At 67.0% G+C, this 24,392-nt stretch carries 20 protein-coding genes; 17 read left to right on the forward strand and 3 right to left on the reverse strand.

The window, feature by feature from the left end; all coding sequences use genetic code 11:
- The first annotated feature begins 245 nt into the window (after positions 1 to 245).
- Both msrP and msrQ read left to right on the forward strand, forming a co-directional pair.
- Positions 246 to 1,241, forward strand: a complete 996-nt coding sequence (msrP, locus tag DIE06_RS16505; protein ID WP_124662335.1) for a protein-methionine-sulfoxide reductase catalytic subunit MsrP — start codon at positions 246 to 248, stop codon at positions 1,239 to 1,241.
- 20 nt (positions 1,242 to 1,261) lie between these two features.
- Positions 1,262 to 1,951, forward strand: a complete 690-nt coding sequence (gene msrQ / locus DIE06_RS16510; RefSeq protein ID WP_124662336.1) for a protein-methionine-sulfoxide reductase heme-binding subunit MsrQ — start codon at positions 1,262 to 1,264, stop codon at positions 1,949 to 1,951.
- Positions 1,952 to 2,036: 85 nt separating this feature from the next.
- On the opposite strand, the gene lptM is transcribed toward msrQ, so the two are convergent.
- Entirely contained in the window at positions 2,037 to 2,318 is a 282-nt protein-coding gene (lptM, locus tag DIE06_RS16515; RefSeq protein WP_124662337.1) for an LPS translocon maturation chaperone LptM, read from the reverse strand.
- A gap of 36 nt (positions 2,319 to 2,354) precedes the next feature.
- Between lptM and cyaY the strand changes: the two genes are divergently transcribed.
- Positions 2,355 to 2,681 carry an iron donor protein CyaY gene (gene cyaY / locus DIE06_RS16520; protein WP_124662338.1) on the forward strand — a complete coding sequence of 109 codons (327 nt, stop codon included), beginning with the start codon at positions 2,355 to 2,357 and terminating at the stop codon, positions 2,679 to 2,681.
- Positions 2,682 to 2,778: 97 nt separating this feature from the next.
- Here the strand turns inward: cyaY and DIE06_RS16525 are convergent, their stop codons facing one another.
- On the reverse strand, positions 2,779 to 5,166 hold the full coding sequence (locus tag DIE06_RS16525; RefSeq protein ID WP_124662446.1) for a penicillin-binding protein 1A: 2,388 nt from the start codon (positions 5,164 to 5,166) through the stop codon (positions 2,779 to 2,781).
- A gap of 226 nt (positions 5,167 to 5,392) precedes the next feature.
- Here DIE06_RS16525 and DIE06_RS16530 point away from each other — a divergent pair, with 226 nt between their 5' ends.
- The 12 genes from DIE06_RS16530 to ugpQ all read left to right on the forward strand — a co-directional run bounded on the left by DIE06_RS16530 (position 5,393) and on the right by ugpQ (position 17,552).
- Positions 5,393 to 6,316, forward strand: coding sequence for a competence protein ComA (locus DIE06_RS16530; RefSeq protein WP_124662339.1), 924 nt, complete (start codon positions 5,393 to 5,395; stop codon positions 6,314 to 6,316).
- Positions 6,313 to 6,942 (forward strand): fimbrial protein, encoded by a 630-nt coding sequence (locus tag DIE06_RS16535; protein ID WP_124662340.1) that lies wholly within the window; start codon positions 6,313 to 6,315, stop codon positions 6,940 to 6,942. Before DIE06_RS16530 ends, DIE06_RS16535 begins: the two co-directional genes overlap by 4 nt.
- A complete protein-coding gene (locus DIE06_RS16540) occupies positions 6,939 to 7,805 on the forward strand; it encodes a pilus assembly protein (RefSeq protein ID WP_124662341.1) in 867 nt (288 codons plus the stop codon). The genes DIE06_RS16535 and DIE06_RS16540 overlap by 4 nt, the downstream gene beginning before the upstream one ends.
- On the forward strand, positions 7,802 to 9,472 hold the full coding sequence (locus DIE06_RS16545) for a type IV pilus secretin PilQ (RefSeq protein ID WP_124662342.1): 1,671 nt from the start codon (positions 7,802 to 7,804) through the stop codon (positions 9,470 to 9,472). Before DIE06_RS16540 ends, DIE06_RS16545 begins: the two co-directional genes overlap by 4 nt.
- 40 nt (positions 9,473 to 9,512) lie before the next feature.
- Positions 9,513 to 10,067, forward strand: a complete 555-nt coding sequence (locus DIE06_RS16550; protein ID WP_124501196.1) for a shikimate kinase — start codon at positions 9,513 to 9,515, stop codon at positions 10,065 to 10,067.
- Positions 10,064 to 11,143: a 3-dehydroquinate synthase gene (aroB, locus tag DIE06_RS16555; protein WP_124662343.1), complete on the forward strand. Its 1,080-nt coding sequence runs from the start codon at positions 10,064 to 10,066 to the stop codon at positions 11,141 to 11,143. The genes DIE06_RS16550 and aroB overlap by 4 nt, the downstream gene beginning before the upstream one ends.
- A 41-nt stretch (positions 11,144 to 11,184) precedes the next feature.
- Positions 11,185 to 12,393 (forward strand): deoxyguanosinetriphosphate triphosphohydrolase, encoded by a 1,209-nt coding sequence (locus DIE06_RS16560; protein ID WP_124662344.1) that lies wholly within the window; start codon positions 11,185 to 11,187, stop codon positions 12,391 to 12,393.
- Between the two features lie 90 nt (positions 12,394 to 12,483).
- Positions 12,484 to 13,818: a sn-glycerol-3-phosphate ABC transporter substrate-binding protein UgpB gene (ugpB, locus tag DIE06_RS16565; protein WP_124662345.1), complete on the forward strand. Its 1,335-nt coding sequence runs from the start codon at positions 12,484 to 12,486 to the stop codon at positions 13,816 to 13,818.
- 96 nt (positions 13,819 to 13,914) lie between these two features.
- The gene (gene ugpA / locus DIE06_RS16570; protein WP_124662346.1) at positions 13,915 to 14,799 is read left to right on the forward strand and encodes a sn-glycerol-3-phosphate ABC transporter permease UgpA; all 885 of its coding nucleotides are present in this window, start codon (positions 13,915 to 13,917) and stop codon (positions 14,797 to 14,799) included.
- On the forward strand, positions 14,796 to 15,641 hold the full coding sequence (gene ugpE, locus DIE06_RS16575) for a sn-glycerol-3-phosphate ABC transporter permease UgpE (protein ID WP_059599794.1): 846 nt from the start codon (positions 14,796 to 14,798) through the stop codon (positions 15,639 to 15,641). Before ugpA ends, ugpE begins: the two co-directional genes overlap by 4 nt.
- Positions 15,642 to 15,673: 32 nt before the next feature.
- Positions 15,674 to 16,759: a sn-glycerol-3-phosphate import ATP-binding protein UgpC gene (locus DIE06_RS16580; protein WP_124662347.1), complete on the forward strand. Its 1,086-nt coding sequence runs from the start codon at positions 15,674 to 15,676 to the stop codon at positions 16,757 to 16,759.
- 28 nt (positions 16,760 to 16,787) lie between these two features.
- Complete coding sequence (gene ugpQ, locus DIE06_RS16585) at positions 16,788 to 17,552, forward strand: glycerophosphodiester phosphodiesterase (protein ID WP_124662348.1); 765 nt, start codon at positions 16,788 to 16,790, stop codon at positions 17,550 to 17,552.
- 165 nt (positions 17,553 to 17,717) lie between these two features.
- Here the strand turns inward: ugpQ and DIE06_RS16590 are convergent, their stop codons facing one another.
- Complete coding sequence (locus DIE06_RS16590; RefSeq protein WP_124662447.1) at positions 17,718 to 18,449, reverse strand: OmpW family protein; 732 nt, start codon at positions 18,447 to 18,449, stop codon at positions 17,718 to 17,720.
- 193 nt (positions 18,450 to 18,642) lie between these two features.
- Between DIE06_RS16590 and DIE06_RS16595 the strand changes: the two genes are divergently transcribed.
- Both DIE06_RS16595 and DIE06_RS16605 read left to right on the forward strand, forming a co-directional pair.
- Positions 18,643 to 19,356 carry a transposase gene (locus tag DIE06_RS16595; RefSeq protein ID WP_124662349.1) on the forward strand — a complete coding sequence of 238 codons (714 nt, stop codon included), beginning with the start codon at positions 18,643 to 18,645 and terminating at the stop codon, positions 19,354 to 19,356.
- A 289-nt stretch (positions 19,357 to 19,645) separates the two neighbouring features.
- Positions 19,646 to 24,349, forward strand: coding sequence for a glutamate synthase-related protein (locus DIE06_RS16605; protein WP_124662350.1), 4,704 nt, complete (start codon positions 19,646 to 19,648; stop codon positions 24,347 to 24,349).
- The last annotated feature ends 43 nt before the right edge of the window (positions 24,350 to 24,392 follow it).

Here is a 24,392-nt window from a genome sequence, read left to right on the forward strand (position 1 = left end):
GCGCTCACGGGCCTGCTCGTGACGACGTTCGCGTTCCTCGGCGTCAACATGTTCCTGTCCGGGCTGCACAGCTACGGCAAGCTGTAAGTTTTCCGACGCGGGTCCGACAAAAGACCGCCGGCGCACTGCGTGCCCGGCGGTTTTCTTTTGTAACGGGCGGGCGGTCCGGGCGTCGAACGGCGCAGGATGGGTCGGGTCGAACGCTCATGAAGCGTGCGCGCCGCGCATGCAGGAGGAGCAGCACGATGTGGATCAAACACCCTTTGCGCACCGTACTGACCGGCGGTGATATCGCGCAGAGCCAGATCACGCCGCGCGCGGTGTTCGAGAACCGGCGGCGCGTATTGCAGGCCGCCGGCCTGGCGGCGGCGGGCGGAATGCTCGGGGGCAGCGGCGCGGCATTCGCCGCCTATGCGTCGCCCGACGCACGAGCCGCGAAGCTCGCGGCGAAAACCAACCCGAAGTTCGTCGCGGCCGACAAGGTGACGCCGTTCAAGGACATCACGTCCTACAACAACTTCTACGAATTCGGCACCGACAAGGGTGACCCGGCCCAGAGCGCCGGCACGCTGAGGCCGCGCCCGTGGCGCGTGAGCGTCGAGGGCGAGGTGCTGCACCCGAAGGTGTTCGATCTCGACGAACTGCTGAAGCTCGCACCGCTCGAGGAGCGCGTGTACCGGCTGCGGTGCGTCGAAGGATGGTCGATGGTGATCCCGTGGATCGGCGTGCCGCTGTCCGAACTGATCAAGCGCGTGCAGCCGACCGGCAACGCGAAATACGTGCAGTTCATCACGTTGGCCGATCCGTCGCAGATGCCGGGGCTGTCGACGCCGGTGCTCGACTGGCCGTACTCGGAAGGGCTGCGGATGGACGAGGCGATGAACCCGCTGACGCTGCTGACGATGGGCGTCTACGGCCAGATGCTGCCGAACCAGAACGGCGCGCCGGTGCGGATCGTCGTGCCGTGGAAGTACGGCTTCAAGAGCGCGAAGTCGCTGGTGAAGATCCGCTTCGTCGACAAGCAACCGAAGACGAGCTGGAACACGTATGCGTCGAACGAATACGGCTTCTATTCGAACGTGAACCCGAACGTCGATCACCCGCGCTGGAGCCAGGCGACCGAGCGCCGGATCGGCGAGGACGGCTTCTTCACGCCGAAGCGCAAGACGCTGATGTTCAACGGCTACGGCGATCTCGTCGCGTCGATGTATCAGGGCATGGACCTGAAAAAGAATTTCTGAGTGCGACGGTGAGAAACGACATGCCTCCTTCGACGCTGCCGCCGGGGCACGCGTCCGGTACGCGCACGGCCACCCTCGGTAGTTCCCGGGTCGGCGCGGTGCGTGCCGCCGCGCCGCGCTGGCTCGCGCCGGCCAAGGTGCTGGTTTTCGCGGCTGGCCTCTATCCGCTCGCACGTCTCGTGCTGTTCGGGCTGACCGATCGCCTCGGCGCGAACCCGATCGAATTCATCACGCGTTCGACCGGTCTCTGGACGCTGGTGATGCTCTGCCTCACGCTCGCCGTCACGCCGCTTCGGCGCGTGACGGGTGTTCCCGCGTTGCTGCGTTTTCGCCGGATGATCGGCCTGTTCGCGTTCTTTTATGCGACGCTGCATTTCACGACGTATCTGTGGTTCGACAAGTGGTTCGAGGTGCTCGCGATCCTGAAGGACGTCGGCAAGCGTCCGTTCATCACGGTCGGCTTCGCCGCGTTCGTGCTGCTGATTCCGCTGGCCGCGACCTCGCCGCGCGCGATGGTGCGCCGGCTCGGCCGTCACTGGGCGACGCTGCATCGCGCAATCTATGCGATCGCGCTGTTCGGCGTGCTGCATTTCTGGTGGATGAGGGCAGGCAAGCACAACCTCGCGCAGCCTAAGCTCTATGCGGCGATCGTTGCGGTGCTGCTCGGCTGGCGGCTGCTTGAATGGGGCTGGCGGCGCGTCCGTGCGTGACGAGGCGGGCGGGAAAAAACAAAAGGCGATGACGGGAAGTCATCGCCTTGGTCGCGAAGGAAACCGCGCGAGCGGCGGCGCGCGATTACTGCGTGGCGGCCGGACCGGATGCCGGCGTCGCGGCCTTCGACGCATCGCTCGACAACTCCGGCGACAGCGTGAGCGGCGTGCCGGAAGAATCGGGAATGCTGTCGGACGACGCGTTTTCGTCGGTGGGGGTGACGTCGGACGGCGGCGTGTCCTGCTGCTGGATGGGCTTCGCCGGCAGCGGGGGCACGGTGGGCAGATAGAGCGGGCCGCGTTGACCGCAGCCGGCAAGAATCGCCAAAGCCGCTACAATCGCGCTCATCCGGAAAACGACTCGCATGATCGTCCCTGAACAATTTAACCGATAGAGTTTAGCATGTCCGATACTGAATACCTGGCCCGTGCCGAGGCCGTGCTGGCGGCCGTCGAGCGTACCGTGGACGCCGCGAACGACGGCGATCACGACATCGATCTGGAGCGCAACGGCAGCGTGCTGACGCTGACGTTCGAGAACGGCTCGAAGATCATCGTCAATCTCCAGCCGCCGATGAAGGAACTGTGGATTGCCGCGAAGGCGGGCGGCTTCCATTACCGTTTCGTGGACGGCGAATGGCGCGATACGCGCACCGGTACCGAGTTCTTCGCGGCACTCACCGACTATGCGACGCAGCAGGCCGGCCTGCCGATCACGTTCAGCGCGTAACGTCCGGCGCGCGCCCGGCCGGGCGCTGATACGCCGGGTCGAAGCACAAAGAAAAAGCGCCCCGCGGGGCGCTTTTCTCATGTTCGGGCCGTGCGTGTCAGTGGCCGCGGAACAGGTTCATGATGTCCTGCTTCTCCTGCTCGTCGACGTGCGGCACCGGTTCATCGGTGCTCTGCACCGCCGGCGCCTGCGGCACGCCGACCGTCGACACGAAGCCGTGCCCCGGCGTGAACTCGGTGAAGTACAGCTCGCTGCCGAGCGCCTGGACGTCGTCCGGCATCGCCGGCTTGAACTCCGGCACACCCTTCAGCGCCGCGCCCATGTAGTCGATCCAGACCGGCAGCGACAGCCCGCCGCCGGTTTCGCGATCGCCGAGGCTGCGCGGGTTGTCGTAGCCGATCCACGCGATCGCCGCGAGCGTGTGCTGGTAGCCGGCGAACCACGCGTCGTGCGAGTCGTTCGTCGTGCCGGTCTTACCCGCGAGGTCGGTGCGCTTCAGCACGTTGGTACGCGCGCCCGTGCCGCGCTGCGCGACGCTCTGCAGCAGGCTGTTCATCACGTATGCGTTGCGCGCGTCGATGGCGCGCGGCGCGTTCTGCTCGGCGATGAGCGGCTGCGCACGCGCGACGATCGCGCCGTTCGGATCCGTCACTTCGGCGATCAGGTACGGATTCACGCGGAAGCCGCCGTTCGCGAACACCGAGTACGCGCCGGCCATCTGCAACGGCGTGACCTGGCCAGCGCCGAGCGCCATCGGCAGGTAGGCCGGATGGCGCTCGGCGTCGAAGCCGAAGCGCGTGATGTACTGCTGCGCGTACTTCGTGCCGATATGGTTCAGGATCCGGATCGACACGAGGTTGCGCGAGCGCTGCAGCGCGGTGCGCATCGACATCGGGCCTTCGAAGCCGCCGCCGTAGTTCTTTGGTTCCCACGGCTGGCCGCCGGTTTCCGCGGCGCTGAAATACAGCGGGCCGTCGTTGATCACCGTGGCCGGCCCGAGGCCCTTGTCGAGCGACGCCGAGTAGATGAACGGCTTGAACGACGAGCCCGGTTGCCGCCACGCCTGCGTGACGTGGTTGAACTTGTTCTTGTTGTAGTCGAAGCCGCCGACAAGCGAGCGGATTGCGCCGTCCTGCGGGATGATCGAGATGAACGCGCCTTCGACCTGCGGCAATTGCGTGATCGACCACTTGCCGGCGTCGTTCTTCACGACCCGGACGATCGCGCCCGGGCGGATGCGGCGGTTAGGCTGCGCGCTGGTCGACAGCGCGCCCGACGCGAAGCGCAGGTTGTCGCCTTCGATCGTCGCGCTGCTGCCGTCGATGAACGCGACGGTGATCTGGCGCGGGGTGGCTGCGGTGACGACCGCCGCGATCAGCTCGCCGTTGTCGGGGTGCTCGAGCAGCGCATCGTCGATTGCCTGCTCGCGGTCGTCGGCGCCGGCCGGCAGCTCGATGAAGCCTTCCGGCCCGCGATAGCCGTGGCGGCGCTCGTAATCCATGATGCCCTTGCGCAGCGCGGTGTACGCGACCTGCTGGTCGGCGGAATCGATCGTCGTGACGACGTTGAAGCCGCGCGTGTAGGTTTCCTCGCGGTACTGCGCGTACATCATTTGTCGGACCATTTCGGCGACGTACTCGGCGTGCACGCTGAACTCGCGGCCCGCGCCCTTGACGACGAGCGGCTGCGCGACGGCTTCGTCGTACTGCGCGCGCGTGATGAAGTTCAGCTCGAGCATTCGCTGCAGGATGTACTCCTGACGCACCTTCGCGCGCTTCGGATTGACGACCGGGTTATACGCGGACGGCGCCTTCGGCAGCCCCGCCAGCATCGCCGCTTCGGCGAGCGTGATGTCCTTCAGATCCTTGCCGAAATACACGCGCGCGGCGCTCGCGAAGCCGTACGCCCGCTGGCCGAGATAGATCTGATTCATGTAGACCTCGAGAATCTGATCCTTCGTCAGCGCGCGCTCGATCCGGTACGCGAGCAGCATCTCGTAGATCTTGCGCGTATAGGTCTTCTCGCTCGACAGGAAGAAGTTGCGCGCGACCTGCATCGTGATCGTACTCGCCCCCTGGGACGCATGGCCGTTCGTCAGCGCGACGAAGCCGGCGCGGGCGATGCCGGTGAGGTCGACGCCGCCGTGATCGTAGAAGCGCGCATCCTCGATCGCGAGGATCGCCTTCTTGAGCGAGTCGGGCACGTCCTTGAAATGGACGATGTCGCGGCGTTCCTCGCCGAATTCGCCGATCAGCACATGATCGGACGTGTAGATGCGCAGCGGTACCTTCGGACGATAGTCGGTCAGCGCGTCGAGCGACGGCATGTTCGGCCATGCGACGACGAGCGCGTAGCCGAGCACGAGGCCGCCGGCCACGACGAGGGCCACGCACATCGCGGCGAGGCCGATCAGGACTTTCAGCCACCAGGACCGCTTCTTCGGCTCGGGCGCGGGAGGCGGGGACGTAGGAGACGTGGATTGCATAGGCATACCGGAAAACAGTCCCGCGATTATAGCTGCCCGGTAAGACCGGTCCTGACGCGGGGGGCGCCCGCCGGAAAGCGGCGCATCGCGATGCCGCCAGCATAGCGTCCGCGCGGCCGTTCCGCGCCATGGCTGGCCGTCCGGCCGACTGTCGGGCATGCGCGCCGCTTTGCAGAATCAGGCCTCGGAAACGCGGCGTGGGCCGCAACGATCGCGGGAGGCTGGGATGGCAGGACGATGGGCGGCGCGGTTCGCGCCGGGCAGGCACCGTTCGACGGGCATCGACGTCGGGGCGGACGAGGTGAGGGTGGCCGTGCTGAGCCGGCGCGGCCGGGTCGTGGATGTGCGGGTCGAAGGGCTCGAGCGGGAGCCGGTCGGATTGGCGGGCGGGCCGGATGACGCGCGCTGGGCCGCGGTCGCACGCGCGTTGGCCGCGGCCGTGTCGCGGCTATCGGCGGCGGGCGTGCACTGCGACGCGCGCGGTGTGATGGCGCTGCGCGACGACGAGATGCGGACCGCGACGCTCGACCTGGCCGGGCGCGACGACATCGCGGACGCCGCCCGGCAGGCGGCAGAACGGATCTCGGGGCTGGCGCCCGACAGCCTCGCGTTCGACTGGCGGCAGGACGACGGCGCGTGCGCGGGCGAGATTGCGGTCGCCGTGGCGCCGCAGGCATTGCTCGAGCGGCGGATCGACGTGGCCGCGCAGGCCGGCATCGATCTGACGGCCGTCGACGGCGAGTCGGCCGCCGCGCTTCGCGCGTTGCGCTATGCCGCGCAGTTCGAACCCGACGCGCACGGCCCGTACGCTGCATTCTGGTTTTGCGACACGGGCGTGCGCGGCTGGCGGGTCGATGGCGCGATCGCCGCGCCGGTACTCTCGGTATCCGGTGACGTGCAGGCGGCATTCCCCGACGCATTGCGCCAGTGCGTGTTCGAGCCGGTGCGCTGCGTGCTCGTGGCCGGCGACGAGCGCTGCATCGTCCGCTGCGGCACGTCGATCGCCGATATCGGCGACGCACTCGGGGTGGCCGCGGTGCCGTTCGATTGCACCGGATGGGACGGGCTGCCGGGCGAGTCCGCCGGCGCGCCGGGCGGTCCGGCGTTTGCCCTCGCGGTGGGGCTGGCGCTGCGCGGGGTGTGGGAATGACGGCGGGGTTCGGGCGGGTTGCCGCCGGCCATGCCGCGCTCGGCGGCTTCAATCTGCTGCCGTACCGTGAGCGGCTCGCGCAGGCATTGCGGCGGCGCCGTGCCATGCAGTGCGGGGCGGCGATCGTGCTCGGCATACTCGGGGCCTGCGTGTGGACGGGGGCGGCAACAGTGTGGCGATGGCGCGTGGATGCCGAGCGTACGCGTGTGGAGGCGCGGCTGCGGCAGCTGCAGCCACGGGTCGATGCCGCACGGCGCGCCGCCGGCGCGGCCGCCGATCTCGTGCAACGCGATGCACGGGCGGTCGGGCTTGCCGCGCCTTACCGGCGTGTCGCCGGGCTGCTCCTGACGCTGGCGCAGGTGCGCGACGATACCGTTCGGCTCGAGGCCTTGCGCACGACATCGTCCGGCGCCGTGCTCGACGCACGCGCGACGAGTTACCGGGCGGCCGCGCGATGGCTCGCACGGATCGCGGCCGAGCAGCGCGAGTGGCGATTCGATGTCGGTGCGCTGACACCGGCTTCGGCCACGCCGGTCACGGGCTCGGCCGTGCCGTTCCGGTTTTCCGTGCAGGTGCGCTGGCACGACGCGCCGCCGAGGCAGAAGGCAGTCGGAGGCGACGCATGACGGCGATCGTGCATCGGTCCATGCGTGACGGTGCCAAGTGGCTCGGCCGCGTGACGCGGATGTCGCCGGCCGCCGCGCATGCCGTCGGCTGCGCGCTGGCATTCGCATTCGTGATGGCGGGCAGTATTCATCTGATGGATGCCGTCGACGCGAGCGGGCTCGCACGCAGTCGCGCGTTGCTGGCAACGGCACAAGTGCGTGCCGCCGACGCACAGCGGCTGCTCGCGGCCGCGCCACGGCGCGACACAGGCCCGGCTGCCGGGCGCGACCCCATCTCGCCGCGTGCGCCAGGGTGGCCCGCGCTGATGCTGGAGCTGGCGGACCTGGCCGGCGCGAGCGGACTCCGGATCGTGTCGATCGAACCGCGGCACATTGACGATGCGGCGCCGGATGGCCGTCGTACGGTGCGGATCGTCGCCGAGGGCGGTTTTCCGGCGCTGCTGCGGCTGATGGGCGGGCTGGCGGGCTTTCCCGCGCTGGTGGTGCCGTCGAGGCTGCATATCGAGCGGAAACCGCCCGCGTCGCGAGTGGACTTGACGATTGACGTGTTTCCTGCGCTGTCAGGGGCCCGCGTCCGGGATGGCGCGGTACCGGTGCTGGCCGGTGCGCCGAGCGACGATCCATTCGGCGGCGCCGGTTCGCCCACAGTGGCCGTCGATGCGGCACCGCGCCTGGTCGGCACGATTCGCGACGTACGCACCGGGCTCGCGCTGTTCGACGCGGGCGATGGCGTATTCGCGACCGTCGCGCCGGGCGAAGCGTTCGGGGTGTCGCGCGTGGTGAGCGTCGATGCCGGTGCCGTGACGCTTGCGACGGCCGATGGTGCGCGCCGGTTCGTCGTGGACGACGGAGGTCGCCCATGACGAAGTGCGGATGGTGGGCGATCGCATTCTGGCTCGGATCGCGCGTGGCCGCGGCGCATGCGGCGCTACCGCCTCTGCCCCCGTTGCCGCCTTTGCCGCCGGCCGGCTGGCCGATCGCATCGATGCAGGCGCACGCACAGGACATACCGCTGCCGCAGGGCGCGCCCGGCGCGGCGTACAGCGCGGAAGGCGTGGACGTTGCAGCGCCCGCGCATGACGGCCCGCTGCCGTTCGATCAGGCGGCGCGCGCGGCGCGTCAGCCGGACACAACCGCACCGGTGCCCCGGCTGGAAGGGCCGCCGGTTCCATTGCCGCCGCCGACGCGCATGAGCGACGCCGCGGCGCGGCATCCCGGTGATGCGGACGACGCGCGGCGGATCTCGCTGAATCTGCAGGGCGCCGGGCTCGCGGCCGCGTTCGGCGCGCTCGCGCGATTCACCGGGCTCAACATCATCGTCGGCGAACAGGTGCGCGGCACCGTGACGTTACGTCTGAACAATGTCCGCTGGCGCGATGCGTTCGACACGTTGCTCGACACGCACGGGCTGGTGATGTCCCGGCGCAGCAACGTGGTCTGGGTCACGCCGGCGGCCGAACTCGCCGCGCGGGAGCGCGAGCGCTTCGAAACGCACGCACGCGCGGCCGAGTTGGAGCCGCTCGCGAGCCGGACCTTCGCACTGCATTACCCGCGCGCGCACGACGTGCAGCGGTTGCTGGCCGGGGCGACGGGCCAGCGCCTGCTGTCGAAACGCGGCGCTGCAGCGGCCGATCCGCGCACGAACCTGTTGTTCGTCACCGATCTTGCGCCCCGCATCGTACAGATCGCGGGCCTGATCGACGCGATCGACCGGCCGTCGCGGCAGGTCCGGATCGAGGCGCGTATCGTCGAAGGCGAGCAGGGCTTCTCGCGCAACCTCGGCGCACGCGTCGCGCTGCGTGCGCAGGGACGGGCGCCCGCGGCCGACGGCGCGCCATTCGCGGCGGACACGCGCAACGCGCTCGACCTGGCCGCACGACCGCTCGGCGGCTTCGAGGCGGCGACGGCCGGCTTCACATTGTTCGCCGCGCCGCTCAGCCGCGTGCTGGACGTTGAATTGAGCGCGCTCGAGGCGCAGGGGCGGGGCCAGATCGTTTCCAGTCCGCGCGTGGTGACGGCCGACCGCGTGAAGGCGATCGTTGAACAGGGCTCGGAGCTGCCGTACCAGGCCAAGGTCGGCAACGGTGTGAGCGGCGTGCAGTTCCGCCGTGCGACACTGAAGCTCGAGGTCGAGCCGCAGATCACACCCGACGGGCGCGTCGTGCTCGACTTGGACGTGGCGAAGGACAGCATCGGCGAGCCGACGGCGGCTGGCCCGGCGATTCATACGAAGCACGTCCAGACGCGTGTCGAGGTCGAGGATGGCGGAACGGTCGCGATCGGCGGGATTTACGAGCAGTTGAACCGGGATGATGTGACGCGGGTGCCGCTCTTGGGCAAAATACCGGTTCTGGGCGCGCTTTTCCGGCACCGCGCGCGGCGTGAGCAGCGCAGCGAACTGGTCGTCTTCATCACGCCGACGGTCGTCGGCGCGCGTTGCGAGACGGCCGGCGCGGGCGACGCGGATGCGGGAAAAACGGGGCCGGAAGCCGGCGGCGCAGGCTCGACAAGGCAGCCGCTTTGCCAGTAAGCTGCGCCACACACCAGCAAGATTCAAGCAGAGGAAGCCGTTGCAAGCGCGGGACCCACATGCAAACGTATTTTTCGTCGGCCTTATGGGAGCGGGTAAGACCACCGTGGGCCGCGCGGTCGCGCGCCGGCTCGACAGGACGTTCTTCGACTCCGACCACGAAATCGAGGCCCGCACGGGTGCGCGCATTCCGGTGATCTTCGAGATGGAGGGCGAGGCCGGGTTTCGCGACCGCGAATCGCAGGTGATCGCCGATCTCACGCAGCGCGAGAACATCGTGCTCGCGACGGGCGGCGGCGCGGTGCTGCGGCCCGAGAATCGCGATTGCCTGAAGGGAAACGGCATCGTCATTTATCTGCGCGCCAATCCGCACGATCTGTGGCTGCGAACACGCAAGGACAAGAACCGCCCGCTGTTGCAGACCGACGATCCGAAGGCGCGTCTCGAAGCGCTCTACGAAGTGCGCGACCCGCTGTACCGCGAATGCGCGGACTTCATCATCGAGACCGGCCGCCCGTCGGTCAACGGCCTCGTCAACATGGTGCTGATGCAACTCGAACTGGCAGGCGTCATCGCCAAGCCGCTACAAGCATGATTACCATCAACGTCGACCTGGGCGACCGCGCCTACCCGATTCACATTGGTGCCGGCCTGATCGGCCGCACCGAACTGTTCGCCCCCCACATCACCGGTTCGTCGGTCACGATCGTCACGAACACGACGGTCGACCCGCTTTACGGCGACGCGCTGCGCGCGGCGCTCGCGCCGCTCGGCAAGCGCGTCTCGACGGTCGTGCTGCCGGACGGCGAGGCCTACAAGAACTGGGAAACGCTGAACCTGATCTTCGACGGCCTGCTGACCGAGCGCGCCGACCGCAAGACGACGCTCGTCGCACTCGGCGGCGGCGTGATCGGCGACATGACCGGCTTCGCCGCTGCGTGCTACATGCGCGGCGTGCCGTTCATCCAGGTGCCGACGACGCTGCTGTCGCAGGTCGATTCGTCGGTCGGCGGCAAGACGGGCATCAACCACCCGCTCGGCAAGAACATGATCGGCGCGTTCTACCAGCCGCAGGCCGTGATCGCCGATATCGGCGCGCTGACCACGTTGCCCGATCGCGAGCTGGCGGCCGGCGTGGCCGAGGTCATCAAGACGGGCGCGATCGCCGATGCGGAATTCTTCGGCTGGATCGAGGCGAACGTCGACGCACTGAACCGCCGCGAGCCGGCCGCGCTCGCGCATGCGGTGAAGCGCTCGTGCGAGATCAAGGCGAGCGTGGTCGCGGCCGACGAACGCGAAGGCGGCCTGCGTGCGATCCTGAATTTCGGCCATACATTCGGCCATGCGATCGAGGCCGGGCTCGGCTACGGAGAATGGCTGCACGGCGAAGCGGTCGGCTGCGGGATGGTGATGGCGGGCGACCTGTCGGTGCGGCTCGGCCTGCTCGACGAAGCGTCGCGGCAGCGGCTGGATGCGGTGATTGCCGCCGCCCATCTGCCGGTCCGCGGGCCGGCACTCGGCGATGCGCGCTACATGGACCTGATGCGCGTCGACAAGAAGGCCGAAGCCGGTGCGATCAAGTTCATCCTGCTGAAGCGATTCGGCGATACGCTGATCACCCAGGCGCCCGACGAAGCCGTGTTCGCCACCCTGACGCAGACGACCCGGTAACGGCGCCCCGGATGCCCCGGCGCCCCTGACATGGAGGAGACGTGAGCGAGACATCCAGCAGCAAACCGACCAAAGCCGGCCGCGCATCCGTCGCGGCGCTGGCCGAGCCGCCGACGCTGGCGGCGCTGGAAGCCCATCTCGCTCCGTATGCCGCCCACGCGTCGCAGTCGCGCGGCCGCCGCCATCAGGAAACGCCGCCGGCGGCGCGCACCGAATTCCAGCGCGACCGCGACCGCATCGTTCATTCGACCGCGTTCCGCCGGCTCGAATACAAGACACAGGTGTTCGTCAATCACGAAGGCGACCTGTTTCGTACCCGTCTCACGCACAGCCTCGAAGTCGCGCAGATCGCGCGTTCGGTCGCGCGCAACCTGCGGCTCAACGAGGATCTCGTCGAAGCGATCTCGCTCGCGCACGATCTCGGTCATACACCGTTCGGCCATGCCGGGCAGGACGCGCTGAATGCGTGCATGCGCGAGCACGGCGGCTTCGAGCACAACCTGCAGAGCCTGGCCGTGGTCGACGAGCTCGAGGAGCACTACGGCGCGTTCAACGGCCTGAACCTGTGCTTCGAGACGCGCGAAGGCATCCTCAAGCACTGCTCGCGCGAGAACGCGCGCAAGCTCGGCGCGCTCGGCGAGCGTTTCCTGCAAGGCCGCCAGCCGTCGCTGGAAGCGCAGCTCGCGAACATCGCAGACGAAATCGCATACAACAACCATGACGTCGACGACGGCCTGCGCTCCGGCCTGATCACGATCGATCAGCTCGCCGAAGTCGAGCTGTGGCAGCGCCACTACGACGCGGCGCTCGCCGAATTCCCGCATCTCGAAGGCCGCCGCCTCGTGCACGAGACGGTGCGCCGCATCATCAACACGCTGATCGTCGACCTGATCGACGAGACCACGCGCAATCTCGCGCGCGTCGCACCCGCGTCGCTCGACGACGTGCGCGCCGCGCCGCCGCTCGTGGCGCACAGTGAGGCGATCGCCGCGCAGGCGGCCGCCCTCAAGCGTTTCCTGTTCAAGAACCTGTATCGCCACTACAAGGTGATGCGAATGGCGAACAAGGCGCAGCGCGTCGTCACCGGGCTGTTCGACGCGTTCATCGACGATCCGCGCCTGCTGCCGCCGCCGTATCAGTCGGACGACGAAGCGCAGCAGCCGCGCCTCGTCGCGCACTACATCGCCGGCATGACCGACCGCTTCGCGCTGAAGGAATATCAGCGCCTGTTCGTCATCAACGACAACTGACTGTCACAAACGATCACTAGACTTCGCCGGTTCAATGGCGATGGGAATGTTGCACACGCTGTTGGTAACGTTTTCATAGGAGAGAGGTCGATGAAGAAGAAGCCTGCGGGGACAGTGGTTCGCTCGATCGCGCTGGGTGGCGCGCTCATGTTCGGTATGCAGCATGCGGCGTTCGCCGTGACGGAGATCCAGTTCTGGCATGCGATGGAGTCGGCGCTCGGCGAGCGCGTGAATGAACTCGCCGCGCAGTTCAATGCATCGCAGGGTGACTACAAGATCGTGCCGGTGTTCAAGGGCACCTACGACCAGGCACTCGCGGCCGGCATCGCCGCCTATCGCAGCGGCAACGCGCCGGCGATCCTCCAGGTCTATGAAGTCGGCACCGCGACGATGATGCAGGCGAAGAAGGCCGTCGTGCCCGTCTACGACGTGTTCAAGCAGGCCGGCGTGCCGCTCGACGAAAAGGCGTTCGTGCCGACCATCGCGAGCTACTACAGCGACGCGAAGACGGGCCATCTCGTGTCGATGCCGTTCAACAGCTCGACGCCGGTGCTCTACTACAACAAGGACGCGTTCAAGAAGGCCGGGCTCGATCCGAACCAGCCGCCGAAGACGTGGGCCGACGTGCAGGCCGACGCGGAAAAGCTGCGCAAGTCCGGGATGGCGTGCGGCTTCACGACCGGCTGGCAGGGCTGGATCCAGCTCGAGAATTACGGCGCGTGGCATGCGCTGCCGTTCGCGAGCCGCAACAACGGCTTCGACGGCACCGACGCGGCGCTCGAATTCAACAAGCCGCAGCAGATCGCGCACATCGCGTTCCTGCAGCAGATGCAGAAGGACGGCACGTTCACGTATGCGGGCCGCAAGGACGAAGCGTCCGCGAAGTTCTACAGCGGCGACTGCGGGATCCTGACGACGTCGTCGGGCGCGCTCGCGAACGTGCAGAAGTTCGCGAAGTTCAGCTACGGCACCGGCATGATGCCGTACGACGCGAACGTGAAGGGTGCGCCTCAGAACGCGATCATCGGCGGCGCGAGCCTGTGGGTGCTGGCCGGCAAGGATCCGGCGACCTACAAGGGCGTCGCGCAATTCCTCGCGTTCCTGGCCTCGCCGCCGATCGCCGCGAAGTGGCACCAGGAAACGGGTTATCTGCCGGTCACGACGGCCGCGTACGACCTCACGCGCCGGCAGGGCTTCTATGCGAAGAACCCGAGCGCGGAAACCGCGATCAAGCAGATGATGAACAAGCCGCCGCTGCCTTATACGAAGGGGCTGCGCCTCGGCAACATGCCGCAGATCCGCACGATCGTCGACGAAGAGCTGGAGCAGGTCTGGGCGCAGAAGAAGTCGCCGAAGGACGCACTCGATTCGGCGGCGTCGCGCGGCGACGAGCTGCTGCGCCGCTTCGAGAAGTCGGGCGGCTGACCCGCATCGCGTTCGTGCCGCCGGTCGCCGCGCCGCATGGGCGCGCGCGGCCGGCGGCGCGGTTCCCTTTCCGTTTTGCCTGACCGGATGCCCGCGATGCAATCCCGTTCCCGTTTCGGCGCGAGCCTGCTGCCGTACCTGCTGATCGCGCCGCAGCTCGCGATCACCGCCGTGTTCTTCCTGTGGCCGGCCGGCGTCGCGTTGTGGCAGTCGACGCAGATGCAGGACGCGTTCGGCACGTCGAGTGAATTCGTCGGCTTCGCGAACTTTGCCCACCTGTTCGCCGATCCGCTGTACCTCGACTCGTTCCGCACGACGCTGGTGTTCAGCTCGCTCGTCACGGTCAGCGGGCTCGTCGTGTCGCTGTTGCTCGCCGCCTGCGCCGACCGCGTGATCCGCGGCGCGCGCGTGTACCGCACGCTGCTGATCTGGCCGTATGCGGTCGCGCCGACGATCGCGGCCGTGCTGTGGGCGTTCCTGTTCAACCCGAGCATCGGCCTCGTCACCTATGCGCTCGCGAAGGGCGGCATCGTGTGGAATCACGCGCTGAACGGCGGCCAGGCGATGTTCCTCGTCGTGCTCGCGTCGGTGTGGAAGCAGGTGAGCTACAACTTCCTGTTCTTCTACGCGGGGCTGCAGGCAATCCCGCGCTCGCTGATCGAGGCGGCGGCGATCGACGGTGCCGGGCCGGTGCGGCGCTTCTTCCACATCGTGCTGCCGCTGCTGTCGCCGACGAGCTTCTTCCTGCTGGTCGTGAACCTCGTCTACGCGTTCTTCGACACGTTCCCGGTGATCGACGCGGCCACCGCGGGCGGCCCCGCGCAAAGCACGAAGACGCTGATCTACAAGATCTTCACGGAAGGCTTCCAGGGGCTCGACATCGGCAGCTCGGGCGCGCAGTCGGTCGTGCTGATGATCATCGTCGTCGGGCTCACGGTGATCCAGTTCCGTTTCGTCGAACGCAGGGTGCAATACGCATGATCGAAAATCGCAAGGGCTTCGACCTGTTCTGCCACGCGGTGCTGATCGCGGGTGTCGTGCTGATCGTGTTCCCGGTGTACGTCGCGTTCTGCGCGGCAACGATGAACGCGCAGGAAGTGTTCACGATCCCGCTGTCGCTGGTGCCGAGCACGCACCTGCTGGAGAACATCGCCTACATCTGGGGGCACGGCAGCGGCGGCACGACGGCGCCGTTCGGCCGGCTGCTCGTCAACAGCTTCGTGATGGCGCTCGGGATCGCGGTCGGCAAGATCGCGGTGTCGATCCTGTCCGCGTATGCGATCGTCTATTTCCGTTTCCCGTTCCGCAACACCGCGTTCTGGCTGATCTTCATCACGCTGATGCTGCCGGTCGAGGTGCGGATCTTCCCGACCGTGCAGGTCGTGTCGACGCTGAACCTGACGAACACTTACGCCGGGCTTTCGCTGCCGCTGATCGCATCGGCGACCGCGACGTTCCTGTTCCGCCAGTTCTTCATGACGCTGCCCGACGAGCTGATGGACGCCGCGCGCATCGACGGCGCGGGGCCGCTGCGCTTTTTCCGCGACGTCGTGCTACCGCTGTCGAAGACGAGCATCGCGGCGCTGTTCGTGATCACGTTCATCTACGGCTGGAACCAGTATCTGTGGCCGATCCTGATCACGACGGAGGCGTCGCTGTCGACGGCGGTGGTGGGCATCAAGACGATGATCGCGAGCGGCGACGCCGCGACCGAGTGGCAATACGTAATGGCGGCGACGCTGCTGGCGATGATTCCGCCGCTCGTCGTCGTGCTGGCGATGCAGCGCTGGTTCGTGCGCGGCCTCGTCGATTCCGAGAAATGAACCACGGACGGCAACCGGGAGAAGAACCAAGTATGGCTGCGCTGAGCTTGAAGGGCGTCAGGAAATCCTACGACGGCAAGCAGCACGTGCTGCACGGCATCGACGTGGAGATCGCCGACGGCGAATTCATCGTGCTGGTCGGCCCGTCGGGCTGCGGCAAGTCGACGCTGCTGCGGATGATCGCGGGGCTCGAGACGGTGACGGACGGCGAGATCGCGATCGGCGATCGCGTCGTCAACGCGCTGGAGCCGAAGGATCGCGACATCGCGATGGTGTTCCAGAACTATGCGCTGTATCCGCACATGACGGTCGCGCAGAACATGGGCTACGGGCTGAAGATCCGCGGCATCGAGCGCGCGACGATCGACTCACGGGTGGCCGCGGCCGCGAAGATCCTCGAGCTCGAGCCGCTGCTCGCGCGGCGGCCGCGTGAACTGTCGGGCGGCCAGCGGCAGCGCGTCGCGATGGGGCGTGCGATCGTGCGCGAGCCGTCGGTGTTCCTGTTCGACGAGCCGCTGTCGAACCTCGATGCGAAGCTGCGCGTGCAGATGCGGCTCGAGATCCAGCGGCTGCATGCGCGGCTCGCGACGACGAGCGTATACGTGACGCACGACCAGATCGAGGCGATGACGCTCGCGCAGCGCGTGATCGTGATGAACCGCGGCTATGCGGAGCAGATCGGCGCGCCGGTCGACGTGTACGAGAAGCCGGCGACGGTGTTCGTCGCGGGCTTCATCGGCTCGCCGGCGATGAACCTGATGCACGGCCGGCTGTCGGAGGATGGCGCGACGTTTACGGTCGCGGGCGGCGGTCCGGCGCTGCCGGTCGCCGGCGCGCCCGGCATCGGCACCGCGATCGCCACCGGGCGCGACTGGGTGCTCGGCGTGCGGCCGGAGCACATGACGCCGCAGCCGGGTGTCGCGCAGGCGACGCTGCCGGTCGACTCGTGCGAACTGCTGGGTGCGGACAACCTCGCGCACGGCCGCTGGGGTAACCACGACGTCGCGGTGCGGCTGCCGCACGCGGATCGTCCCGCGCGCGGCACGGCGCTGGGCGCCGCGCTGCCCGCGCACCGGCTGCATTTCTTCGATCCCGAGACCGGCAAGCGTGCCGGCTGAGCCTGACGGACCTGCTGCGAGGCGCACGATGACTTCCCGTACCGACTGGCCCTATCCGCGCGTCGTCGCCCATCGCGGCGGCGGCACGCTTGCGCCGGAGAACACGCTCGCCGCACTCGACGAGGGCGCGCGGCGCGGTCACCGGATGGTCGAGTTCGATGCGAAGCTGTCCGCCGACGACGTGAGCTTCCTGTTGCACGACGACACGGTCGACCGCACGTCGAACGGCAGCGGGCCGGCGGCGGGCATGCGTTATGCGGCGCTGGCCGAGCTCGACGCCGGTGCCTGGTTCGACACGCGTTTCGCGGGCGAGCGGATGCCGACGTTCGAGGCTGCTGCGGCGCGCTGCATCGCGCACGGGCTGGCCGCGAACGTCGAGATCAAGCCGTGCCCCGGCCGCGAGCGCGAGACCGGGTCACGAGTGGCCGCCGATGCGGCAGCGTACTGGCACGGTGCGCCCGTGCCGCCGCTGCTGTCGTCGTTCTCGTTCGACGCGCTGCAACAGGCGCGCGCAAGCGCGCCGGCGCTGCCGCGCGGGATGCTGTACGAGGCGGTGCCGGACGATTGGCATGCGCAGGTCGTTGGCGCGCTCGGCTGCGTATCGTTGCACGCAAGCCACAAGGAACTCGACGAACCGCTCGTGCGAGCGATCAAGGCGGCCGGGCTGCGCATCCTGGTTTATACGGTCAACGACCTCGGCCGGGCGCGCGAACTCGTGCGCTGGGGCGTCGATGCGGTCTGCACGGACCGGATCGACCTGATCGGCCCGACGGCGCTCGACGACATCGTGTAACGCCGCGCATCCGGCAAAACCCTGCGCGGGAACGTGCCTGACGCGAAAAAACGACGCCCCGGCGGGATTCCGACCGGGGCGTTTTGCATCGCGGGCCCGTTACTCGAGGAAAATTCCGCTACAAATTGCAGCAGGATTAACCATTCCCCAAATATTCGACTACGCTTAGAAGCGGTAGCCGATGTTCAGGTACGTGACGATCGGGTTGAGCGAGATCTTCGCTTTCGACGTCTCGGTCAGGGTGCCGACCGGCGTCCGGCGGGCCGTCGTGAAGGTTGCGGTCACGCTGACCGGGATGTACGAGATCGACAGGCCCCCGAACCAGTGTTTCGTGAAGTTGTACGTGAAGCCGGCATTGAAAACGGGGGCCCATTGGTTGCTGGTCGTAGCGCTGGTCGGGCCACCGAGCACGCCGTTCTCGAAGCTGCTGTTTGTGATCTTTGCGCCGGTGAACCAGACATACGTCGCGCCGACGCCGACATACGGACGGAACTTCGCGTTGGCGTCATTGAAGTGGTAGCGAAGCAATAGGGCGGGGCTCCACTGATACGCACGGCCGAGTATGCCGAACTTTTCGAACTGACCCTTGCCGGTAATGTCGAACTTCGGCGGTATCCCCATGACGAGCTCGGTGGAGATGTGGTCGGTGACGAAGTAGCCAGCTGCGAGCCCAAGCGTATCGGCGTCGTTGATGCCGGCGCCCGTGTTGGGGATCGATTGGTTGATGGGCGTGCCGCCGACCCCGTACAGGAACAGTGGGTCGCTGCTGTCCTGCGGGGACAGGTGGAACCAGCCGGTGCTGACGTAGAAATCACCTGCGGATTGTGCGTGTGCCGTACCGCCCGCAAATGCGAATGCGAGCGCTGCGGCCCCCGTAATGGCCAGTTTTCGTTTCATTGTGTCTCCTCCGATCAAAGGCGTGCTCATTATGACGACTGCGTTTAAAACCAAACAAGCTCGGAAGTTAGAGCTTTCTCCCTAGGATTCGCACGACCGTACGCTTCCGCGCCCCGCCGGGACAAGCATTCTACGCAGGTGCGCATTTTCGGACCTTCGGGTATTTCCTAACGCGTTCAAACGGACATTCAGCATGGCACGGTTAGCACGACTCTACGTTCCCGACCAGCCGCAGCACGTGATACTGCGCGGCCTGGATCAGCAACCCGCGTTCGTCGACGACCAGGACTACGAACTCTTCATCGATTGTCTGAAGGCCGCGGCACGCGATCACCATCTTTCGATACATGCCTACGTGCTGCTTCCGCGTCAGGTGCAGCTCCTTGTGACGCCGAGCGACGAGGCGAGCCTGCCGAAGGCGATGCAGGCGGTCGGCCGCCGCTACGTCGCGCATTTCAACCGGCGTTATTCGCGCCGCGGCACCCTGTGGGAAGGCCGCTATCGCGCCACCGTGATCGAAGGCGAGCGCTATTTCTTGCTCGCGAGCCGCGTGGTCGAGATGAGCCCCGTGCGCTCGCAGCTGGTCGCGACGCCCGACGCCTATCGCTGGTCGAGCTACCGGCACCACGTCGGGCTCACCGTCGACAGCCTGATCACCGACCATCCGCTCTACTGGGCGCTCGGCAACACGCCGTTCGACCGTCAGCGCGCGTACAAGGAACTGTGCGAGCAGCCGCTCGACGAGCGGCAGGCCGATCAGCTTCAGCAGGCGACGCTGAAGGGTTGGGTGCTCGGCGGCGAAAACTACCGCGAGTGGGCGGCGCGCACCGCGAACCGCCGCGTGTCGCCGCTGCCGCGCGGACGCCCCAGAAAGGTGCGTGAAAACACGCCGCCGATCCAGCAGTAACGCGGGAAAGGCGGATCACGAGGCGGCGCTGCGGGCGCCGCTTCTTTTTGCACCAAAGCAATGCGACCCCAATAAAGTGGCACCAGATCGGAGCATCTGTTTAATTGGGGTTCGACCAAGCGGTTTTTGTTGCTATTCCTTTGATTCGTCGCGTATATTCCGAATTCCGGTGGCTTGGGTGAAGCTCGCCCAACCACTGTCGGCCGTGCCGTCTCCCGTCGGGAGCGGGATCGACGGCAACAAGAAAATGGTTCAACGGCCTCCAGGCCCCCTTTACGACGGTGTCCCCATGAACGACCACCAGCAGCCGCTCGCCGCGGTGCCCGCCGCACAAGGTCTGTACGACCCGCAAAACGAACACGACGCCTGCGGCGTCGGCTTCGTCGCTCACATCAAGGGCAAGAAGAGCCACGAGATCATTCAGCAGGGTCTGAAGATCCTCGAGAACCTCGATCACCGTGGCGCGGTCGGCGCCGATCCGCTGATGGGCGACGGTGCGGGCATCCTGATCCAGATTCCGGACGCGTTCTATCGCGAGGAAATGGCGAAGCAGGGCGTGAATCTGCCGCCGGCTGGCGAATATGGGGTCGGCATGATCTTCCTGCCGAAGGAAAACGCATCGCGTCTCGCGTGCGAGCAGGAGCTCGAGCGGACGGTGAAGGCCGAAGGCCAGGTCGTGCTCGGCTGGCGCGACGTGCCGGTCGACCATGCGATGCCGATCTCGCCGACGGTCAAGGCGAGCGAGCCGCTGATCCGCCAGATCTTCATCGGCCGCGGCAAGGACATCATGGTGACGGACGCGCTCGAGCGGAAGCTGTACGTGATCCGCAAGACCGCGAGCCACCGCATCCAGGCACTGAAGCTCAAGCACGGCAAGGAATACTTCGTGCCGTCGATGTCGGCGCGCACGATCGTCTACAAGGGGCTGCTGCTGGCGGGCCAGGTCGGCGTGTACTACCGCGACCTGCAGGACGCGCGCGTCGTGTCGGCGCTCGCGCTCGTGCACCAGCGCTTCTCGACCAACACGTTCCCGGCCTGGGAACTGGCTCACCCGTACCGGATGATCGCGCACAACGGCGAGATCAACACCGTGAAGGGCAACGTGAACTGGCTGAACGCGCGTACCGGCGCGATCGCGTCGCACGTGCTCGCCGACGATCTGCCCAAGCTGTGGCCGCTGATCTACCCGGGCCAGTCGGACACCGCATCGTTCGACAACTGTCTCGAACTGCTGGTGATGGCCGGCTACCCGCTCGTGCACGCGGTGATGATGATGATCCCCGAAGCGTGGGAACAGCACACGCTGATGGACGAGAACCGCCGCGCGTTCTACGAATACCACGCCGCGATGATGGAGCCTTGGGACGGCCCGGCCGCGATCGCGTTCACCGACGGCCGCCAGATCGGCGCGACGCTCGACCGTAACGGCCTGCGCCCGGCGCGCTACATCGTGACCGACGACGATCTCGTCATCATGGCGTCGGAAGCCGGCACGCTGCCGATCCCTGAATCGAAGATCGTCAAGAAGTGGCGTCTGCAGCCGGGCAAGATGTTCCTGATCGACATGGAACACGGCCGCATCATCGACGACAAGGAACTGAAGGACAACCTCGCGAACGCGAAGCCGTACAAGAGCTGGATCGACGCCGTGCGCATCAAGCTCGACGAGATCGAGCCGAAGGCCGAGGATGTCGCGGCCGGCCGCACGCAGGGCGCCGCGCTGCTCGACCGCCAGCAGGCGTTCGGCTACACGCAGGAAGACCTGAAGTTCCTGATGGCGCCGATGGCGCAGCAGGGTGAAGAGGCCGTCGGTTCGATGGGCAACGATTCGCCGCTCGCGGTGATGTCGAACAAGAACAAGACGCTCTATCACTACTTCAAGCAGCTGTTCGCGCAGGTCACGAACCCGCCGATCGACCCGATCCGCGAGAACATGGTCATGTCGCTCGTGTCGTTCATCGGCCCGAAGCCGAACCTGCTCGACACGAACAACATCAACCCGCCGATGCGTCTCGAAGTGTCGCAGCCGGTGCTCGACTTCAAGGACATCGCGAAGATCCGCGCGATCGACCAGTACACGGGCGGCAAGTTCAGCGCGTACGAGCTGAACATCTGCTACCCGGTCGCGTGGGGCAAGGAAGGCATCGAGGCACGCCTCGCGTCGCTGTGCGCGGAAGCCGTCGACGCGGTGAAGTCGGGCTACAACATGCTGATCGTGTCGGACCGCAAGACGGACGCCGAGCACGTCGCGATTCCGGCGCTGCTTGCCACGTCGGCGATCCATACGCACCTCGTCCAGCAAGGGTTGCGCACGAGCACGGGCCTCGTCGTCGAGACGGGCTCCGCGCGTGAGACGCACCACTTCGCGCTGCTCGCGGGCTACGGCGCGGAAGCCGTGCACCCGTACCTCGCGATGGAAACGCTCGCGAAGATGGCCGAAGGCCTGCCGGGCGACCTGTCGCCGGAGAAGGCCGTCTACAACTTCACGAAGGCGGTCGGCAAGGGCCTGCAGAAGGTGATGTCGAAGATGGGCATCTCGACGTACATGTCGTACACAGGCGCGCAGATCTTCGAAGCGCTCGGCCTGTCGAGCGACCTCGTCGAGAAGTACTTCAAGGGCACGGCCTCGAAGGTCGGCGGCATCGGCCTGTTCGAAGTCGCGGAAGAAGCGATCCGCCTGCACCGCGACGCGTTCGGCGACAACCCGGTCCTGCGCGACATGCTCGACGCGGGCGGCGAGTACGCATACCGCGTGCGCGGCGAAGACCACATGTGGACGCCGGATTCGATCGCGAAGCTGCAGCACGCGACGCGCAGCAACTCGTACCAGACGTACAAGGAATACGCGCACTTGATCAACGACCAGACCAAGCGTCACATGACGTTCCGCGGCCTGTTCGAGTTCAAGGTCGAGCCGACCAAGGCGATCCCGATCGAAAACGTCGAGCCGGCGAAGGACATCGTCAAGCGCTTCGCGACGGGCGCGATGTCGCTCGGTTCGATCAGCACCGAAGCGCACGCGACGCTCGCGATCGCGATGAACCGGATCGGCGGCAAGTCGAACACCGGCGAAGGCGGCGAGGACGAGAAGCGCTATCGCAACGAACTGCGCGGCATTCCGATCAAGTCGGGCGAGACGCTGAAGTCGGTGATCGGCGACGAGATCGTCAGCGACATTCCGCTGAAGGATGGCGATTCGCTGCGCTCGAAGATCAAGCAGGTCGCATCGGGCCGCTTCGGCGTCACCGCCGAGTACCTCGCGTCGGCCGACCAGATCCAGATCAAGATGGCGCAGGGCGCGAAGCCGGGCGAAGGCGGCCAGCTGCCGGGTCACAAGGTGTCGGAATACATCGGCAAGCTGCGTTACTCGGTGCCGGGCGTCGGCCTGATCTCGCCGCCGCCGCACCACGACATCTACTCGATCGAGGATCTGGCGCAGCTGATCCACGACCTGAAGAACGTGAACCCGAGCTCGAGCATCTCGGTGAAGCTGGTGTCGGAAGTCGGCGTCGGCACGGTGGCGGCCGGTGTCGCAAAGGCGAAGGCCGACCACGTCGTGATCGCCGGCCATGACGGCGGCACGGGCGCATCGCCGCTGTCGTCGGTCAAGCATGCGGGCACGCCGTGGGAACTCGGCCTCGCCGAAACGCAGCAGACGCTGGTGCTGAACCGCCTGCGCGGCCGCATTCGCGTGCAGGCCGACGGCCAGATGAAGACGGGCCGCGACGTCGTGATCGGCGCGCTGCTCGGCGCGGACGAATTCGGCTTCGCGACGGCGCCGCTCGTCGTCGAAGGCTGCATCATGATGCGCAAGTGCCACCTGAACACGTGCCCGGTCGGCGTCGCGACGCAGGATCCGGTGCTGCGTGCGAAGTTCAAGGGCCAGCCCGAGCACGTCGTGAACTATTTCTTCTTCGTCGCCGAGGAAGTGCGCGAAATCATGGCGCAGCTCGGCGTCGCGAAGTTCGACGACCTGATCGGCCGTGCCGACCTGCTCGATACGCGCAAGGGCATCGAGCACTGGAAGGCGAAGGGCCTCGACTTCTCGCGCGTGTTCTACCAGCCGGAAGAGTGCGAGGACGTCGCGCCGCGTCACGTGGACGTGCAGGATCACGGCCTCGAGCGCGCGCTCGACCACGTGCTGATCGAGAAGGCGAAGGCCGCGATCGAGAACGGCGAGCATGTGTCGTTCATCCAGCCGGTGCGCAACGTGAACCGCACGGTCGGCGCGATGCTGTCGGGCGTGATCGCGAAGAAGCACGGCCATGACGGCCTCGCCGACGACGCGGTGCATATCCAGCTGAAGGGCACGGCGGGCCAGAGCTTCGGCGCGTTCCTCGCGAAGGGCGTGACGCTCGACCTCGTCGGCGACGGCAACGACTATGTCGGCAAGGGCCTGTCGGGCGGCCGGATCATCATCCGCCCGACCAACGACTTCCGCGGCAAGTCCGAGGAAAACATCATCTGCGGCAACACGGTGATGTACGGCGCGATCGAAGGCGAAGCCTTCTTCCGCGGCGTCGCGGGCGAGCGCTTCTGCGTGCGCAACTCGGGCGCGACGGCGGTCGTCGAAGGCACGGGCGACCACGGCTGCGAATACATGACGGGCGGCACGGTCGTCGTGCTCGGCGAGACGGGGCGCAACTTCGCGGCCGGCATGTCGGGCGGTCTCGCATATATCTACGATCCGGAAGGCACGTTCGCGGCGAAGTGCAACAAGTCGATGGTCGCGCTCGATCCGGTGCTGCAGCAGGCCGAGCAGGAGCGTACGGTCGACCGCGCGCTCTGGCACGAAGGCACGACGGACGAAGCGCTGCTCAAGGGGCTCGTCGAGCGTCATTTCCAGTTCACGGGTTCGCCGCGCGCGAAGTCGCTGCTGGAAAACTGGGACGCGGCGCGCCGCCAGTTCGTGAAGGTGTTCCCGCACGAATACAAGCGCGCGCTGGGCGAGATCGGTGCGAAGAAGGCGGCGAAGGAAGTGCTGGCCGCCTGAGCGACGAACGACATAGCGAATGCCGCGCGCGCCTGACTGCCGC

The organism is Burkholderia sp. Bp8998 (assembly GCF_003854235.1).
GTDB lineage: Bacteria > Pseudomonadota > Gammaproteobacteria > Burkholderiales > Burkholderiaceae > Burkholderia.

Coding starts and splice junctions, on each gene's coding strand:
- DIE06_RS16590 (WP_124662447.1), bottom strand. CDS start 18,449: ATGAAACGAAAACTGGCCATTACGGGGGCCGCAGCGCTCGCATTCGCA.
- DIE06_RS16525 (WP_124662446.1), bottom strand. CDS start 5,166: ATGCAATCCACGTCTCCTACGTCCCCGCCTCCCGCGCCCGAGCCGAAG.
- msrP (WP_124662335.1), top strand. CDS start 246: ATGTGGATCAAACACCCTTTGCGCACCGTACTGACCGGCGGTGATATC.
- DIE06_RS16605 (WP_124662350.1), top strand. CDS start 19,646: ATGAACGACCACCAGCAGCCGCTCGCCGCGGTGCCCGCCGCACAAGGT.
- DIE06_RS16535 (WP_124662340.1), top strand. CDS start 6,313: ATGACGGCGGGGTTCGGGCGGGTTGCCGCCGGCCATGCCGCGCTCGGC.
- ugpE (WP_059599794.1), top strand. CDS start 14,796: ATGATCGAAAATCGCAAGGGCTTCGACCTGTTCTGCCACGCGGTGCTG.
- ugpA (WP_124662346.1), top strand. CDS start 13,915: ATGCAATCCCGTTCCCGTTTCGGCGCGAGCCTGCTGCCGTACCTGCTG.
- DIE06_RS16580 (WP_124662347.1), top strand. CDS start 15,674: ATGGCTGCGCTGAGCTTGAAGGGCGTCAGGAAATCCTACGACGGCAAG.
- msrQ (WP_124662336.1), top strand. CDS start 1,262: ATGCCTCCTTCGACGCTGCCGCCGGGGCACGCGTCCGGTACGCGCACG.
- lptM (WP_124662337.1), bottom strand. CDS start 2,318: ATGCGAGTCGTTTTCCGGATGAGCGCGATTGTAGCGGCTTTGGCGATT.
- DIE06_RS16595 (WP_124662349.1), top strand. CDS start 18,643: ATGGCACGGTTAGCACGACTCTACGTTCCCGACCAGCCGCAGCACGTG.
- aroB (WP_124662343.1), top strand. CDS start 10,064: ATGATTACCATCAACGTCGACCTGGGCGACCGCGCCTACCCGATTCAC.
- DIE06_RS16540 (WP_124662341.1), top strand. CDS start 6,939: ATGACGGCGATCGTGCATCGGTCCATGCGTGACGGTGCCAAGTGGCTC.
- DIE06_RS16545 (WP_124662342.1), top strand. CDS start 7,802: ATGACGAAGTGCGGATGGTGGGCGATCGCATTCTGGCTCGGATCGCGC.
- ugpQ (WP_124662348.1), top strand. CDS start 16,788: ATGACTTCCCGTACCGACTGGCCCTATCCGCGCGTCGTCGCCCATCGC.
- ugpB (WP_124662345.1), top strand. CDS start 12,484: ATGAAGAAGAAGCCTGCGGGGACAGTGGTTCGCTCGATCGCGCTGGGT.
- DIE06_RS16530 (WP_124662339.1), top strand. CDS start 5,393: ATGGCAGGACGATGGGCGGCGCGGTTCGCGCCGGGCAGGCACCGTTCG.
- cyaY (WP_124662338.1), top strand. CDS start 2,355: ATGTCCGATACTGAATACCTGGCCCGTGCCGAGGCCGTGCTGGCGGCC.